The organism is Streptomyces durhamensis (assembly GCF_000725475.1).
In the GTDB taxonomy this organism is placed as follows: domain Bacteria; phylum Actinomycetota; class Actinomycetes; order Streptomycetales; family Streptomycetaceae; genus Streptomyces; species Streptomyces filipinensis.
In genome coordinates, this window is record NZ_JNXR01000015.1 from 154,254 (window position 1) to 169,211 (window position 14,958).

Annotated in this window: 14 protein-coding genes; 5 read left to right on the forward strand and 9 right to left on the reverse strand. The window is 72.5% G+C overall.

What is annotated here, in order from left to right; genetic code table 11:
* Positions 1–7: 7 nt before the first annotated feature.
* From IO33_RS0122545 to IO33_RS0122565, 5 genes are read right to left on the reverse strand one after another with little or no spacing between them, the layout of a single operon-like run.
* Positions 8–853 carry a glycosyltransferase family 2 protein gene (locus IO33_RS0122545; RefSeq protein ID WP_051926923.1) on the reverse strand — a complete coding sequence of 282 codons (846 nt, stop codon included), beginning with the start codon at positions 851–853 and terminating at the stop codon, positions 8–10.
* A gap of 32 nt (positions 854–885) precedes the next feature.
* A complete protein-coding gene (locus IO33_RS0122550; RefSeq protein ID WP_078963847.1) occupies positions 886–1,665 on the reverse strand; it encodes a CDP-alcohol phosphatidyltransferase family protein in 780 nt (259 codons plus the stop codon).
* The gene (locus IO33_RS0122555; RefSeq protein WP_031167845.1) at positions 1,643–2,704 is read right to left on the reverse strand and encodes an iron-containing alcohol dehydrogenase family protein; all 1,062 of its coding nucleotides are present in this window, start codon (positions 2,702–2,704) and stop codon (positions 1,643–1,645) included. The genes IO33_RS0122550 and IO33_RS0122555 overlap by 23 nt, the downstream gene beginning before the upstream one ends.
* Positions 2,692–3,444, reverse strand: a complete 753-nt coding sequence (locus IO33_RS0122560; protein ID WP_031167847.1) for a phosphocholine cytidylyltransferase family protein — start codon at positions 3,442–3,444, stop codon at positions 2,692–2,694. The genes IO33_RS0122555 and IO33_RS0122560 overlap by 13 nt, the downstream gene beginning before the upstream one ends.
* The gene (locus IO33_RS0122565) at positions 3,441–5,243 is read right to left on the reverse strand and encodes a DUF5941 domain-containing protein (RefSeq protein WP_031167849.1); all 1,803 of its coding nucleotides are present in this window, start codon (positions 5,241–5,243) and stop codon (positions 3,441–3,443) included. Before IO33_RS0122565 ends, IO33_RS0122560 begins: the two co-directional genes overlap by 4 nt.
* A gap of 394 nt (positions 5,244–5,637) precedes the next feature.
* Here IO33_RS0122565 and galE point away from each other — a divergent pair, with 394 nt between their 5' ends.
* From galE to idi, 3 genes are all read left to right on the forward strand, one after another.
* Entirely contained in the window at positions 5,638–6,609 is a 972-nt protein-coding gene (gene galE, locus IO33_RS0122570; RefSeq protein ID WP_031167851.1) for a UDP-glucose 4-epimerase GalE, read from the forward strand.
* A gap of 156 nt (positions 6,610–6,765) precedes the next feature.
* Entirely contained in the window at positions 6,766–7,707 is a 942-nt protein-coding gene (locus IO33_RS0122575) for a cation diffusion facilitator family transporter (RefSeq protein WP_031167853.1), read from the forward strand.
* A gap of 178 nt (positions 7,708–7,885) precedes the next feature.
* Positions 7,886–8,479 carry an isopentenyl-diphosphate Delta-isomerase gene (idi, locus tag IO33_RS0122580; RefSeq protein WP_031167855.1) on the forward strand — a complete coding sequence of 198 codons (594 nt, stop codon included), beginning with the start codon at positions 7,886–7,888 and terminating at the stop codon, positions 8,477–8,479.
* A 36-nt stretch (positions 8,480–8,515) separates the two neighbouring features.
* Here the strand turns inward: idi and IO33_RS0122585 are convergent, their stop codons facing one another.
* A complete protein-coding gene (locus IO33_RS0122585) occupies positions 8,516–9,010 on the reverse strand; it encodes an ATP-binding protein (RefSeq protein WP_031167857.1) in 495 nt (164 codons plus the stop codon).
* 199 nt (positions 9,011–9,209) lie between these two features.
* On the reverse strand, positions 9,210–9,791 hold the full coding sequence (locus IO33_RS0122590) for an HdeD family acid-resistance protein (RefSeq protein WP_031167859.1): 582 nt from the start codon (positions 9,789–9,791) through the stop codon (positions 9,210–9,212).
* A gap of 121 nt (positions 9,792–9,912) precedes the next feature.
* Between IO33_RS0122590 and IO33_RS0122595 the strand changes: the two genes are divergently transcribed.
* A complete protein-coding gene (locus IO33_RS0122595) occupies positions 9,913–10,662 on the forward strand; it encodes an enoyl-CoA hydratase/isomerase family protein (protein ID WP_031167862.1) in 750 nt (249 codons plus the stop codon).
* Here IO33_RS0122595 and IO33_RS0122600 read toward each other — a convergent pair.
* On the reverse strand, positions 10,640–11,284 hold the full coding sequence (locus tag IO33_RS0122600; protein ID WP_031167864.1) for a DJ-1/PfpI family protein: 645 nt from the start codon (positions 11,282–11,284) through the stop codon (positions 10,640–10,642). The genes IO33_RS0122595 and IO33_RS0122600 overlap by 23 nt on opposite strands.
* A 34-nt stretch (positions 11,285–11,318) precedes the next feature.
* Positions 11,319–12,278, reverse strand: a complete 960-nt coding sequence (locus IO33_RS0122605) for a GlxA family transcriptional regulator (protein ID WP_031167866.1) — start codon at positions 12,276–12,278, stop codon at positions 11,319–11,321.
* Between the two features lie 203 nt (positions 12,279–12,481).
* On the opposite strand from IO33_RS0122605, the gene IO33_RS0122610 reads away from it, so the two are divergent.
* The gene (locus IO33_RS0122610) at positions 12,482–14,896 is read left to right on the forward strand and encodes a Tex family protein (protein WP_031167868.1); all 2,415 of its coding nucleotides are present in this window, start codon (positions 12,482–12,484) and stop codon (positions 14,894–14,896) included.
* Positions 14,897–14,958: the final 62 nt, after the last annotated feature.

The window sequence follows — 14,958 nt, forward strand, 5'->3', positions numbered from 1 at the left end:
AAGCTTCTCAGATCACCGGGGGCCGGCCCAGTCGGGTCAGCCGCCACACCGTGCGCCAGCGCATCGGACGGCGCGGTCCGCACGGTGTGGTCCAGCCTTCCCGGAATCCGCCGAACCACGCCTTCAGGGCCGGCCCCGAGGGGCGGCGCAGCAGCGTGAGCAGCAGCCAGACACCGAGGTAGACGGGGACCAGGGCCGCGGGGAGGTTGCGGCGGGCCAGCCACACGCGGTTGCGGGCGACCATGCGGTGGTAGACGGCGTGTCGCGAGGGCGCGGTCGTCGGGTGGTACAGCACCATGTCCGACCGGTAGTCGATCATCCAGCCGGCGTCGAGGGCCCGCCAGGCCAGGTCGGTCTCCTCGTGGGCGTAGAAGAAGTCGTCCGGCAGGCCGCCGACCTCGGCGAACACCCGGGTGCGGACGGCGTTGGCGCCGCCGAGGAAGGTGGTGACCCTGGAGGAGCGCATCGGGTCGGAGGCACGCAGCCGGGGCACGTGCCGGCGCTGGGTCTCGCCGGTCTCCGGGTCGGCGATGCGGAAGCTGATGATGCCGAGCTTCGGATCGGCCTCGAACGCCGCACGGCACAGCTCGGCGGTGTCGTGACGGGCGAGCAGGCCGTCGTCGTCGAGGAAGAGCAATATGTCGACATCGCGGCCGCCGGGACCGAAGGCCTCTGTGCCGACGTTGCGGCCGCCGGGGATGCCCAGGTTCTCGGGCAGCTCTATGGTGCGTACGCCGTCGGGGACGTCCGGGACGGGCGAGCCGTTGCCGACGACGACCACCTCCACCCGGTCGCCGTCCTGCTTGGCGACCGAGTCGAGCAGGGCGCGCAGCTCCTCGGGCCGGTTGCCCATGGTGATGATGACGGCGCCGACCTTCACGGCACTCACTTCAGCCTGCTCGAAGCGAGGATGGAGACCAGGTGCAGCAGGGTCTGCAGCAGCGCGATGCCGGCCAGCACCGCGACACCCAGCCGGGAGAAGAACAGGTCACCGCGGACCTGGTCGACGATCGCCAGGGCCAGGATCAGCAGGGACGCCTCGATACCGAGGATCAGCCGGTGGAACTTCAGGGCGGCGGCGGCCCGGCGGGCCAGCGCCATGCCGGAGGAGCGCATCTCGGCGGCGGCCTCCTTGACCGGCGGCTTGCCGGCCTGGTGCCGGGCGACGCCGACCAGGTCGGTCTCCGCCTTGACGAGGATGGCGCCGAGCGCGGCCAGCGTGCCGAGGAAGGCCCACAGCCAGTCGATACGGCCGCCGCCCCACAGGTCGGCGGCGCGCAGCCCGAAGCCCACGAGCACGGCGGCGTCGGTGAGGTAGGCGCCGACCCGGTCCAGGTAGACGCCGTTCAGCGAGTACTGCTTCTTCCAGCGCGCGATCTCGCCGTCGACGCAGTCCAGCAGCAGGTACATCTGGACGCACACCACGCCGAGGACGGCGCCCGGGATCCCCGGCACCAGGAGTGCCGGGGCCGCGAGCACGCCGAAGACGGTCATCAGGTACGTGAGCTGGTTGGGCGTGACCCTGGTGTTGACCAGGTAGCGGTCGACCCGCAGGGACACCTCGCGCATGTAGAGGCGTCCCATCCAGTGCTCACCGCTGCGCCGGTCCTTCACCCCCGCGGGGTGGACGACCGGACGGAGTTCAGCTACCGATGGCCTTGACATAGTCGGCGTAGATGTCCTTGATCTGGTTCGGCTTGAGGTCGAGGTGTTCGAGGATCGTGTAGCGGCCGGGGCGGGTCTCCGGGGCGAACTCCACGGCGCGGACGAACTCGTCCACGGTGAAGCCGATCTCCTCCGGCAGCACCGGAAGCCCGTGCCGGCGCAGCACTTCGGCGGTGTGGGCCGCTTCCTCGTGGGCCCCGCGCAGATACGTCGCGAAGGCCGCGCCGAGTCCGCACTGTTCGCCGTGGGCGGCCGCACGTTTGGGGAACAGCAGGTCGAAGGCGTGGTTGATCTCGTGGCAGGAGCCGGAGGACGGGCGGGAGTCGCCGGAGATCGACATCGAGATGCCGCTGAGCACCAGCGCCTCGGCCAGCACCTGCAGGAAGCCGTTGTCGCCGATGCCGCCGGGATGCCTGAGCACCGCCTCGCCGGCCTGGCGGGCCATGGCCGCGGCGAGACCGTCGATCTTCTCGCCGTTAACGCGGTTGGACAGCTCCCAGTCCGCGACCGCGTTGATGTTGGAGATCGCGTCGCCGATGCCGGCCCGGACGAAGCGGGCCGGGGCCTCGCGGATCACGTCCAGGTCGATGACGACCGCGATCGGGTTCGGCACGCCGTAGGAGCCGCGCCCGGCGTCGTTGTCGAGGGTGGCGACCGGCGAGCACAGGCCGTCGTGCGCGAGGTTCGTCGGCACGGCGACCAGGGGCAGACCGATGCGCGCCGCGGCGAACTTGGCGCAGTCGATGATCTTGCCGCCGCCGAGCCCGACGACGGCGTCGTAGTGGCCGGACTTCATCTCGCCGGCCAGCCGGATCGCGTCGTCCAGGGTGCCGCCGCCGACCTCGTACCAGCTGGCGCCGGGCAGCGAGGGGGCGATGCGCTCGCGCAGCCTGGAGCCGGAGCCGCCGCTGACGGCGACGGCGAGCCGGCCGGACTGCGCGATGCGCTCGTCGGCGAGGACGCAGGCCAGGTCGTCCAGGGCACCCGGGCGGATGTCCACGACGACCGGCGAGGGAATCAGCCGGGTCAGTAGCGGCACGCGATCTCCCGTCCCTTGGCGAGGTCGTCGTGGTTGTCGATCTCGACCCACTTGACGTCGCCGATCGGCGCCACGTCGATCCGGAAGCCGCGGTGGACCAGCTCCTGGTAGCCGTGCTCGTAGAACTGCTGCGGGTCGGTCTCCCAGACCGTCTTCAGCGCGTCGGCCAGCTCGGGGGCGGCGTCGCCCTCGATCAGGGTGACGCCGATGTACTCGCCGGTCGCCTCGGCCGGGTCCATCAGCTTGGTGATCCTGGTCATGCCCTGCTCGGGGTCGACGACGACCTTCATCTCCTCGTCGGCGAGCTCCTTCACGGTGTCCAGGGCCAGGATGATGCGACGGCCCTCACCGCGCGCGGCCAGCAGCGTCTTCTCGACGGAGACCGGGTGAACCGTGTCGCCGTTGGCGAGGATCACACCGTCCTTGAGGGCGTCACGGCCGCACCACAGGGAGTAGGCGTTGTTCCACTCCTCGGCCTTGTCGTTGTCGATCAGGGTGAGCTTGAGGCCGTACTTCTGCTCCAGGGCGGCCTTGCGCTCGTAGACGGCCTCCTTGCGGTAGCCGACGATGATCGCGACCTCGGTCAGGCCGACCTCGGCGAAGTTGGCGAGGGTGAGGTCCAGCACGGTCGGTTCGCCCTCTATACCCGCGGGCCCCACCGGCACCAGCGCCTTGGGCAGGGTGTCGGTGTAGGGGCGCAGACGCCGTCCGGCGCCGGCCGCCAGCACGAGGCCGATCATGCGGGTTCTCCTTCGTCGTGTACGGCTGGGGCGCCTTCCCTATGAGCGGCGGCCCAGAAGCGGATGCTCTCGACGAGCACCACGAGGGCGACGGCCACGGCGAGGACCGTGAGCGCGACCGTGAACTGCGCGGCGCTGAGCACCGCGGCCAGGACGCAGACGAGCAGCGTCCGCCCCTCGTGCCCCCCGATGGCGCGCACCAGCCAGGCCGGGGGCGCTCCGGCGTTGCCGCGGATGCGGTACACCGTGTCGTAGTGATGGTAGGCGACGGCGGCCACCAGCCCGAAAGCCGCAGGGAGGGCGCCGTTCACCCCGGATGTGGCCGCGAGGATCAGAACGGTGGCGTATTCGGCGGCCCGGAAGAACGGCGGCACCAGCCAGTCGAGGGCGCCCTTGAGCGGGTGGTCGACGGCTTCGGCCGCCAGGACGACGTAGAGGCCGGCGGCGGCGACGGTCTGCCAGCTCGCCCCCCACACCCCGGCCACGACCACGAGGAGCGCGCCGCCGAAGCCCGCGCTGAGGGGCGCCAGGGAGTGGGCCTTGATCTTGAGGCCCCGGCAGAGCAGCTCGGCGAGCGGACCGGAGTCGGCGAGGTCGGCGAGGGCCTGCGCGGCCCGGTCGGTCCGCCGTGCCTTGCGGGTCAGCGAGCGCAGCACCCGGCCCGCCGTCGTGTACGTCGCGGCGAAGGCGCAGCCGACGAGCAGGACGCACAAGGTGATCCGGGGCGTGGTGGCCGCGGTGAGGACCGCTATCAGCGCCCAGCGCTCGCCGATGGGCAGGACGATCATGCGCCGCACCCAGACCGTCCAGCCGACGCCGTCCAGCTTGTCGGAGAGGGCGGCGGTGGGGCTGGTGTTGGCGGTGGCGTCGTGGTTGGCCTCGTTGAAGGAGAAGTCGACCACGTGCCGGCAGGTCTGCAGGACCATCGCGCCGAGGGCGAGGGCCCACACGTCGTCGCCGCCGCGGGCCGCGCCGAGGGCGAGGCCGGCGTAGTAGGCGTACTCCTTGGCCCGGTCGAAGGTGGCGTCCAGCCAGGCGCCGAGCGTGGAGTACTTCAGGGCGTAGCGGGCGAGCTGGCCGTCGGTGCAGTCCAGCACGAAGGAGGCGATCAGCAGCACGCCCGCCGCGACGAAGCCGCCGCGGGTGCCGGTGGCCGCGCAGCCGGCCGCGATCAGGGCGGTGAGCAGCGAGGCGGTGGTGACCTGGTTCGGGGTCAGGCCCCGGCGGGCGCACCAGCGGGCGATGTAGCGCGAGTAAGGGCTGATGAAGAAGGTGGTGAAGAAACCGTCGCGGGACTTCACGGCCGACTTCAGGCGTACGGCCTCGTCGTCGACGGCGGCGACGGCCTGCCGTGCCTCGTTGCGGGCCTGCGGGTCGGCGGGGACGGCGGCGACCAGGCTGCCCAGCTCGGGCCGGTGCACCTCACAGCCGTCCGTGTCGAGGGCGGTGACGATCCGGTCGGCGAGGCTGTCCACGGCCAGCGCGGTACCGCCGCCGGCCGAGGTCTCGCGGGCCACGGCCCGGGTCAGCGCCTGCCGGGCCTCCGGCTGGGCGGTGACGGCACCGGGGATCGCGGAGAGCGGGAAGCGGGGGTCGGTCAGGCCCAGGCGCAGGGCGTGCGGGTGGCCGACGAAGCGGGCGTCGGCCAGGGCCACACGGTCGCCGGCGGGAGCGGCGGCGAGCAGGGTCTCGGCCTCGGCGGCGTCCACTGCCACCCGGACGTCGAAGCCGAGCGACCGCAGATCGTTCTCGAGGGACGATCCGGGGACCGGCTGACCGGTGACGATGGCGGTCGGCAACCGAACTCACTCCCTGGGTGCCGGCGCGCGGGCGCCGGTCTCTCACGTGGTGGGGCGCCCTGCCTGCGGCACCCGGGCGGCATGTCGGCAGAGGCTATCGGATGGACGGGAGCCCTTGTTCACCGGCCGTTCACGGCCCGGCCCACGGGGGCTGCCCCGGCCTTTGCCGCGATCATCATCGGGGATCGCGGGCCCGGCCCACAAACCGTGGGCGCAGACCCGGGCAGAAGCCTCCGAAGAGGCGCGAGCTGCCACCTTACGCGGCTGCCCCCGCCGGGCCACAGCCGCGGACGTCCCGGGCCCGGGGCGCACAGCTGCGCGCCCCGGGCTCCACCCCGACGCCCCCGCACCGGCGGCGACCGGCACCGGCACGGCGCCCTTAGGGTGGACGACCATGACCTGGCTGATCACCGGCGGAGCCGGATACATCGGGGCGCACGTGGCACGGGCCATGGCCGGCGCCGGGGAGAGCGTCGTGGCGCTGGACGACATGTCGGCGGCGGTGCCCGAGCGGCTCCCGGCAAACGTCCCGCTCGTGCGGGGCTCGACGCTCGACGGCCGGCTGCTGAAGGACGTCTTCGCGGAGTACGGCGTCACGGGCGTCGTCCACCTCGCGGCGCGCAAGCAGGTCGCCGAGTCGGTGGCCCAGCCCACCCGCTACTACCGGGAGAACGTGGGCGGCCTCGCCACGCTGCTGGACGCGGTCGCCGAGGCGGGGATCGGCCGGCTGCTGTTCTCCTCGTCGGCGGCCGTGTACGGCAACCCGGACGTGGACCTGATCACGGAGGACACCCCGTGCGCGCCGGTCAACCCCTACGGCGAGACCAAGCTGGCCGGGGAGTGGCTGGTACGGGCGGCCGGAAAGGCACACGGAATCTCCACGGTCTGCCTGCGCTATTTCAACGTGGCGGGCGCCGCCGCCCCCGAGCTGGCGGACACGGGCGTGTTCAACATCGTGCCGATGGTCTTCGACCGGCTCACCCGTGACGAGGCCCCGCGGATCTTCGGCGCCGACTACCCGACGCCGGACGGCACCTGCGTCCGGGACTACATCCACGTGGCCGACCTCGCCGAGGCCCACCTCGCGGCGGCGCGGCGGCTCGCCGACGGCGGCCTGACCGGAGATCTGACGCTGAACATCGGGCGGGGCGAGGGCGTCTCCGTGCGCGAGCTGATCACTCTCGTCGGGGAGGTCACCGGGGACCGCCGGGAGCCGGTGGTGGAGGGGCGCCGGCCCGGGGACGCGCCGCGTGCGGTCGCCTCGGCCGAGCGGGCCGCCGAGCAACTGGGCTGGCGGGCCGCGCGCGGGGTGCGCGAGATGGTCGAGTCGGCCTGGCAGGGCTGGCGGCTGCACCACGGCGGCTGAGTCGGCCCGAGGCCCCACCCGCCCCCACCCGCCCTGACCTGCGGAACATTTGCGCAGGTCAGGGCACATGACAACGGTGTTCAGTACCGCGTTGCCCCATACCCCCCGCCCGTAGTTCACTGGGCCCTGCCGGACGGACACGAAAGGGCGGTTGTCATGGGGGCAGGGCACGACCACGGGCACGCGCACAGCCATGCGCCGCCCACGGGGACGGCCGCGGCCGCGTACCGGGGCCGGTTGCGGATCGCGCTGGGCATCACGCTCACGATCATGGTCGTGGAGATCGTCGGCGGCCTGCTCGCGGACTCGCTCGCACTGATCGCGGACGCGGCCCACATGGCGACCGACGGGGTGGGCCTCGGCATGGCCCTGCTCGCGATCCACTTCGCCAACCGGCCGCCGAGCACCAACCGCACCTTCGGCCTGGCCCGCGCCGAGATCCTGGCCGCCCTGGCCAACTGCCTGCTGCTGCTCGGGGTCGGCGGATACGTCCTGTACGAGGCGGTCGAGCGGTTCATGACCCCCGCGGACACCCGCGGCGGCCTGATGGTCGTGTTCGGTCTGATCGGCCTGGTCGCCAACAGCATCTCGCTGACCCTGCTGATGCGCGGGCAGAAGGAGAGCCTGAACGTACGGGGCGCCTTCCTGGAGGTGGCCGCGGACGCGCTGGGCTCGGTCGCGGTGCTGATCTCGGCCTCGGTGATCCTGACGACGGGCTGGCAGGCCGCCGACCCGATCGCCTCGCTGGTCATCGGCGTGATGATCGTGCCGAGGACGCTGAAGCTGCTGCGCGAGACGCTGGACGTGCTGCTGGAGGCGGCCCCGAAGAACGTCGACATGGCCGAGGTGCGGACACACATCCTGGCGCTGGACGGCGTGGAGGACGTACACGACCTGCACGCCTGGACGATCACCTCCGGCATGCCGGTGCTGTCGGCGCACGTGGTGGTCAGCTCGGAGGTGCTCAGCGCGGTGGGCCACGAGAAGCTGCTGCACGAGCTGCAGGGCTGCCTCGGCGACCACTTCGACGTGGAGCACTGCACCTTCCAGCTGGAGCCGGGCGGGCACGCGGAGCACGAGGCACGACTGTGCCACTGACGGCACGCACAGGTGTTCGACACCCGCCCCGTACGGTTCCGTGATCGCCTGACCGGGCACGATGATCTACCGGGTCCGCCTTCCGGTGCGGCGCCGCGCGCGGACGTGCCGGGAAGTGCCGGGAGTGCCGGATTCGTACGGCAGACTTGGGGTGCGAAGACCGAGGCGAAGGATGGGTATGCCGATCACACCTGCCACCGCGACGCACAGCTCGTCGAATGGCACCGCAGAGGCGATTTTGCTGGAACTGGTCGACGAGAAGGGCGTGACGATCGGTACAGCGGAGAAGCTCGCCGCCCACCAGCCGCCGGGACAGCTGCACCGTGCGTTCTCGGTCTTCCTCTTCGACGAGCAGGGCCGGCTGCTGCTGCAGCAGCGGGCGCTCGGCAAGTACCACTCCCCCGGTGTGTGGTCCAACACCTGTTGCGGCCACCCCTACCCGGGCGAGGCGCCGTTCGCCGCCGCGGCCCGGCGCACGTTCGAGGAACTGGGTGTGTCGCCCTCGCTGCTGGCGGAGGCGGGCACGGTCCGCTACAACCACCCCGACCCGGCCTCGGGCCTGGTCGAGCAGGAGTACAACCACCTGTTCGTCGGCCTGGTGCAGGCGCGGCTCGCGGCGGACCCGGAGGAGGTCGAGGCCACGGCCTTCGTGACGGCGGCCGAGCTGGCGGAGCGGCATGCCCGTGACCCGTTCTCGGCCTGGTTCATGACCGTACTGGACGCGGCCCGTCCGGCGATCAGGGAGCTGACGGGCCCGTCCGCGGGCTGGTGAGCGGATCCCGCGGCAGGGCCGCCTGCGCGTGCGGTGTTACGGCAGCATCGCGGGCTTGAGCGGCAGCGCCGCCCAGATCACCTTGCCGCCGCTCGCCGTGTGCTCCACGTCGACCGTGCCGCCCGCCTCCCGTGCCACCTCGCGGACCAGGAGCAGGCCCCGGCCGCCGGTCTGGCCGTGGTCGGCCTCCAGGGCGGTGGGGCGGTAGGGGTGGTTGTCCTCCACGGACACCCGCACCCACTCGGCTCCGACGGCGACCTCCACGGCCAGCACCGGCGACAGCAGCGCCGCGTGCCTCACCGCGTTGGTGACCAGCTCGGAGACGATCAGCAGCAGGCCGTACTCCAGCTCGTCGGAGACCGGCACGCCCTGGCGCAGCAGCAGGTCCCGGACCGCGTGCCGGGCCTGCGGGACCGAGGCGTCCACCGCGGCGGCGGTGAACCGCCAGACGCCTTCGTACGGCAGTGGATCGGGAGGCCGCGCGGCCTCCTCCGCTGGGCGCGGGCCGTCCCCGCGCCCGTGGTTGTCCATCGTCCGGTCGCCACCCTCGCGCTCGATTGTCACCACACGTCGAGTGTTGGTAACGATGCGCGGCCGCCTTTGTACCTGAACACAAGTCAGCGTGTATCGAGCGGTTCATGACCGAGTGCGTATGACACGGTCACGTGTGGGACTGTTCCTGACACCCCTGGCGCCGCTTCCCGAACTAATCAGGTCGTACGGGTTTGGGCTAGTGCTGGTCGGAGACGAGCCCGACGACCCGGTGTCCGCTGTAGCCGGTGGCCAGGAGGGCGAGGCCGTCGAAGAGCAGGGCGAGCGAGAAGAAGGCGCCGATGACGTACTGGCTGCTGCTCGGCCAGGAGGCGAGGACCAGGATCCCGAGCAGCAGGTCGAAGGCGCCGAGGAGCAGGGTCCAGCCGAACTGCGGACCGCGTACGACCAGGCTGCCGACCAGCCGGAAGAGGCCCGCGGAGAGGAACAGCAGCGCGGCGAACATGGTGAGCGCGGCGGCCGCCGCGTGCGGCAGGCGGATGACGACGACACCGGCCGCGATGTTCAGCGCCGCGACGATGACGCCGAGCCAGAAGAAGTTGGTGCCGCGGGACTGGATCGCGTGCAGCAGGCCGACGATCCCGCCGATCAGCAGCAGCCAGCCGAACAGCAGCATCGAGGTGAGCGTGGCGACGGCGGTGTAGACGAGTCCGACGACGCCGGCGAGCACGAGGAGCACGCCGAGCACGGCCAGCCAGCCGAAGCCGTGGCGCAGCTTCGTCACCCTGTCCTTGGGCTTACGTGTGCCGAACTTGGCCATCGCCGCCTCCTCCGTCACCGGCGTTTCGCACCCTCCCTCCCTATGTGTCCCCGCTGGACCGGATCGGTAACGCCGGGGCGGGGTACCCCCCGGGGGCGCGGCCCCCGATAGCATCCGGCGCATGGAGCCCCAGCTGTCGCACCGTGTCGAAGGCGCTGTCGCCACCGTCGTCATCCACAACCCGGCCAAGCGCAACGCCATGACCGCGGCGATGTGGCGGGCGCTGCCGCCGCTGCTGGACGAGCTGGCGCACGACCCGGGCGTACGGGTGCTGGTGCTCACCGGGGAAGGCGGGACCTTCTGCGCGGGAGCGGACATCTCCACGCTCCGGGGGTCACCGGACGAGACGCCGGGACTCGCGGTGGCGGCCGAGGAGGCGCTCGCCGCGTTCCCCAAGCCGACCCTGGCCGCCGTGCGCGGGCACTGCGTGGGCGGCGGGTCGCAGCTGGCGGCGGCCTGCGATCTGCGGCTGGCGGAGGAGGGCGCCCTGTTCGGGGTGACACCGGCGCGGCTCGGCATCGTCTATCCGGCCTCCTCGACCCGCCGGCTGGTGTCGCTGGTCGGCCCCTCCGCGGCCAAGTACCTGCTGTTCACGGCCGAGTTGATCGACACGGGGCGGGCGCTGGCCACCGGGCTGGTGGACGAGGTGCTGCCGGAGGGCGAACTGGGCAAGCGCGTCGCGGAGCTGACCCGGATCCTGGCCTCCCGCTCGCTGCTCACCCAGGCCGCCGCGAAGGAGTTCGCGAACGGCAGGACGGACCGGGACGCCCACTGGGCGGCGCAGGCGCGCGGCAGCGGCGACACCGCGGAGGGCGTCGCCGCGTTCCTGGAGCGCCGGCAGCCGCGCTTCAGCTGGACTGCGACAGGATGAAGCGGCTCCGCGCGCGCAGCAGGTCCACGATGTGCGCCGGTGCCTTGTCCGGCGAGCCCGCGTCGTAGGGCGGCTGCGGGTCGTACTCGGTGGCGAGCTGGACCGCCTGGGCGTGCTCGTCGCCGGCGATCCGGCCGAGCAGCGTGAGCCCCATGTCGATGCCGGCGGACACACCCGCCGCGGTGACGTACTTTCCGTCGAGTACGACGCGTTCACCCGTGGGCTCGGCTCCGAACCCGGTCAGCTGGTCCAGGGCCAGCCAGTGGGAGGTGGCCCGGCGCCCCTTGAGGAGCCCGGCGGCGGCCAGGAGCAGGGAGCCGGAGCAGACGGACGTGGTCCAGGTGCTGGTGGCGTCGGCGGCGCGCAGCCAGTCCAGCAGGGGTTCGTGGTCCATCAGCGCGCTCTGGCCGGGGCCCCCGGACACCAGCACGATGTCGGGGGCGGGCACCTCCGCCAGTGCCTTGTCGGCGTTCAGGGCGAGGGCTCCGGTGTCGGTGCGCACGAGGCCGGCCTCCTCGGCGACGAACACCGTCTCCGCGTCCGGGAGCCGGGACAGGATCTCGTACGGGCCGACGACATCGAGGGCGGTGAAGCGGTCGTAGACGACGATGGCGATCTGCATGGGATGTCCTTCCGTGGGCGGGTGCGGGCCGGATTCAGTGGGCGGGTGCGGGCCGGAAGCGGCGGCGGTACTCGGCCGGGGCGGTACCGAGGGCCTTGACGAAGGCGCGGCGCATGGCCTCGGGGGTGCCGTAGCCGCCGGCGCGGGCGATCTCCTCGATGCCGTCGGCGGTGTCCTCCAGCAGCCGGCGGGCGTGTTCCAGGCGGACCCGGTCGACGTAGCGGCCGGGTGTCATGCCGGTCTCCTCCCGGAAGGCGCGCGCGAAGTGGCGCGGTGACAGCCGGGCCCTGGCGGCGAGCGACTCGACCGTGAGGTCGCCGGCCGGGTGCTCGGTGATCCACCGCTGGACCTCGCGCAGCGGTGCGCGCTGTGCGGTCTGGGCGGCGAGCTGCGCGCTGAACTGCGCCTGGTTGCCGGGCCGGCGCAGGAAGACCACCAGGTGCCGGGCGACGGCGAGGGCGACGTCCCGGTCCAGGTCCTCCTCGACCAGGGCGAGCGCCAGGTCGATGCCGGAGGTCACGCCGGCCGAGGTGGCGACGTGTCCGTCGCGGACGTAGATGGGCTCCGGTTCCACGGCGACGGCCGGGTGGTCGCGGGCGAGCCGGTCGCAGTAGGCCCAGTGGGTCGTCGCCCGGCGCCCGTCGAGGAGCCCGGCGGCGGCGAGCAGGACGGCGCCCGTGCACACCGAGACCAGGCGCGGTGCGCGCGGGCCGTGGGTGCGCAGCCAGTCGATCAGCCGCGGGTCGGGGGCACGGGTGCCCTGGCCGCCCGGGACCAGCAGGGTGTGCGGGTCGGGGGCCGCGGTGAGCGCCTCGTCCGGTACGAGGGTCAGGCCGGCGGAGGTGCGCACGGGGCCGCCGTCCAGGGAGGCGGTACGGATCCGGTAGGTGCCCGGCGTGTGCTTCTCGGCGCCGGCGAACACCTCCAGCGGCCCGGTGACGTCGAGGCTCTGGACGCCGTCGAAGAGGACGAAGAGGAGGGTGCGCTGGGGCATGTCCCGATTCTTCGCCGCACGGGGGGTGGCCGCAATGACATGTTCCCCACCTTTCCTGCCATGGCCGGGGATGCGGCCGGCCGGTGCGGGAGCCGGGCCCGGCATTCGGCCGGTGGCCCGCCACGCGCCGCCCTGATCCCCGGTTGTCGGTGTCACCTGCCACAATTGCCGCGCAACCTCAGTGGAGAAGGCGGTACGGGATCGTGACGACACCCGGATCCATCGAAGCAGGATCCATCGAAGGCAGGATCGCCGAGGAGCTCGGCGTACGGGAGCGGCAGGTGAAGGCCGCGGTGGAACTGCTCGACGGCGGTTCGACCGTGCCCTTCATCGCCCGCTACCGCAAGGAAGCGACCGAGATGCTCGACGACGCGCAGCTGCGCACGATCGAGGAGCGGCTGCGCTATCTGCGGGAGCTGGAGGAGCGTCGGGCGGCGATCCTGGAGTCGGTGCGCGAGCAGGGCAAGCTCACCGACGAACTGGAGGCCCGCATCCGCGGCGCCGAGACCAAGGCGCGGCTGGAGGACGTCTACCTCCCCTACAAGCCCAAGCGGCGCACCAAGGCGCAGATCGCGCGCGAGGCCGGCCTGGAGCCGCTGGCGGAGGGCCTGCTGGCCGACCCGACGGTGGAGCCGGCGGCGGCCGCCGCCGCGTTCGTGGACGCCGACAAGGGCGTCGCCGACCCACAGGCCGCCCTGGACGGCGCGCGGGCGATCCTGGCCGAGCGGTTCTCGGAGGATGCCGACCTGATCGGTGAGCTGCGCGAGCGCATGTGGGTGCGCGGACGGCTGGCCGCGAAGGTGCGGGAGGGCAAGGAGGAGGCGGGCGCGAAGTTCGCCGACTACTTCGACTTCGCCGAGCCGTTCACCGAGCTGCCCTCGCACCGCGTCCTGGCGCTGCTGCGCGGCGAGAAGGAGGAGGTCCTGGACCTCGTCCTGGAGCCGGAGGAGCCGGCCGAGTCCGCCTCGGTCCCCTCCTCGTACGAGGGCATCGTCGCTTCGCGGTTCGGGATCGCCGACCGGGGCCGGCCCGCCGACAAGTGGCTGACCGACACGGTCCGCTGGGCCTGGCGCACCCGGATCCTGGTGCACCTCGGCATCGACCTGCGGCTGCGGCTGCGCACGGCCGCCGAGGACGAGGCGGTGAACGTCTTCGCGGCGAACCTGCGCGACCTGCTGCTGGCCGCCCCGGCCGGCACGCGCGCGACGCTGGGCCTGGACCCCGGTTTCCGTACGGGCGTGAAGGTCGCCGTGGTCGACGCCACGGGCAAGACCGTCGCCACCGACGTCATCCACCCGCATGTCCCGGCCAACAAGTGGGACGAGGCGATCGCGAGGCTCGCGAAGCTCGCCGAGGAGCACGCGGTCGAGCTGGTCGCGATCGGCAACGGCACCGCCTCCCGCGAGACCGACAAGCTCGCCGGTGAACTGATCGCCAGGCACCCGGAGCTGAAGCTCACCAAGGTGATGGTGTCCGAGGCGGGCGCGTCGGTGTACTCGGCGTCCGAGTACGCCTCGCGGGAGCTGCCCGGCATGGACGTGTCGCTGCGCGGCGCGGTGTCCATCGCGCGCCGTCTGCAGGACCCGCTGGCCGAGCTGGTGAAGATCGACCCGAAGTCCATCGGCGTCGGCCAGTACCAGCACGACCTGTCCGAGGTGAAGCTCTCCCGTTCGCTGGACGCGGTGGTCGAGGACTGTGTGAACGGCGTCGGCGTGGACGTCAACACCGCCTCCGTGCCGCTGCTTTCCCGGGTGTCCGGCATCTCCTCCGGCCTGGCCGAGAACATCGTGGCGCACCGGGACGCGAACGGCCCGTTCACGTCCCGCTATGCGCTGAAGAAGGTCGCCCGGCTCGGTCCGAAGGCGTACGAGCAGTGCGCGGGCTTCCTGCGCATCCGCGGCGGCGACGACCCGCTGGACGCCTCCAGCGTGCATCCCGAGGCCTACCCGGTGGTGCGCCGCATGGTGAAGGCCACGGGCCAGGAGGTGGCCTCCCTCGTCGGCAACACGGGCGTGCTGCGCTCGCTGAGGCCCGCCGACTTCGTGGACGACACGTTCGGTCTGCCGACCGTGACGGACATCCTGAAGGAGCTGGAGAAGCCGGGCCGCGACCCGCGGCCCGCGTTCAAGACGGCCACCTTCAAGGAGGGCGTGGAGAAGATCTCCGACCTGGCCGCCGGGATGGTCCTGGAGGGCGTGGTGACGAACGTGGCGGCCTTCGGCGCGTTCGTGGACGTCGGCGTCCACCAGGACGGCCTGGTGCATGTCTCGGCGATGTCGAAGACGTTCGTCAAGGACCCGCGGGACGTCGCCAAGCCCGGTGACATCGTCAAGGTGAAGGTCCTCGACGTGGACATCCCGCGCAAGCGGATCGCGCTCACCCTGCGCCTGGACGACGAGGCCGCGCCGCAGGGGCAGGGCGGTGGCCGTCAGCAGCGCGGTGGCGGCCCCCGTCCGCCGCAGCAGCGGCAGGGCGGTGGACAGGGCCAGCGCCACGGCGGCGGGCAGCGGCAGGGCCGGGGCGGTGACCGGGGCGGCCGTCAGGCGCCGGCACCGGCCAACAGCGCGATGGCGGACGCGTTGCGCCGGGCCGGGCTGCTGGACCCGAAGAAGCGGTGACCCCGCGGGGCCGCTGACACGGCACCCTCCCCTGGCGGAGGGTGCCTTCGTCCAGCTCCCGC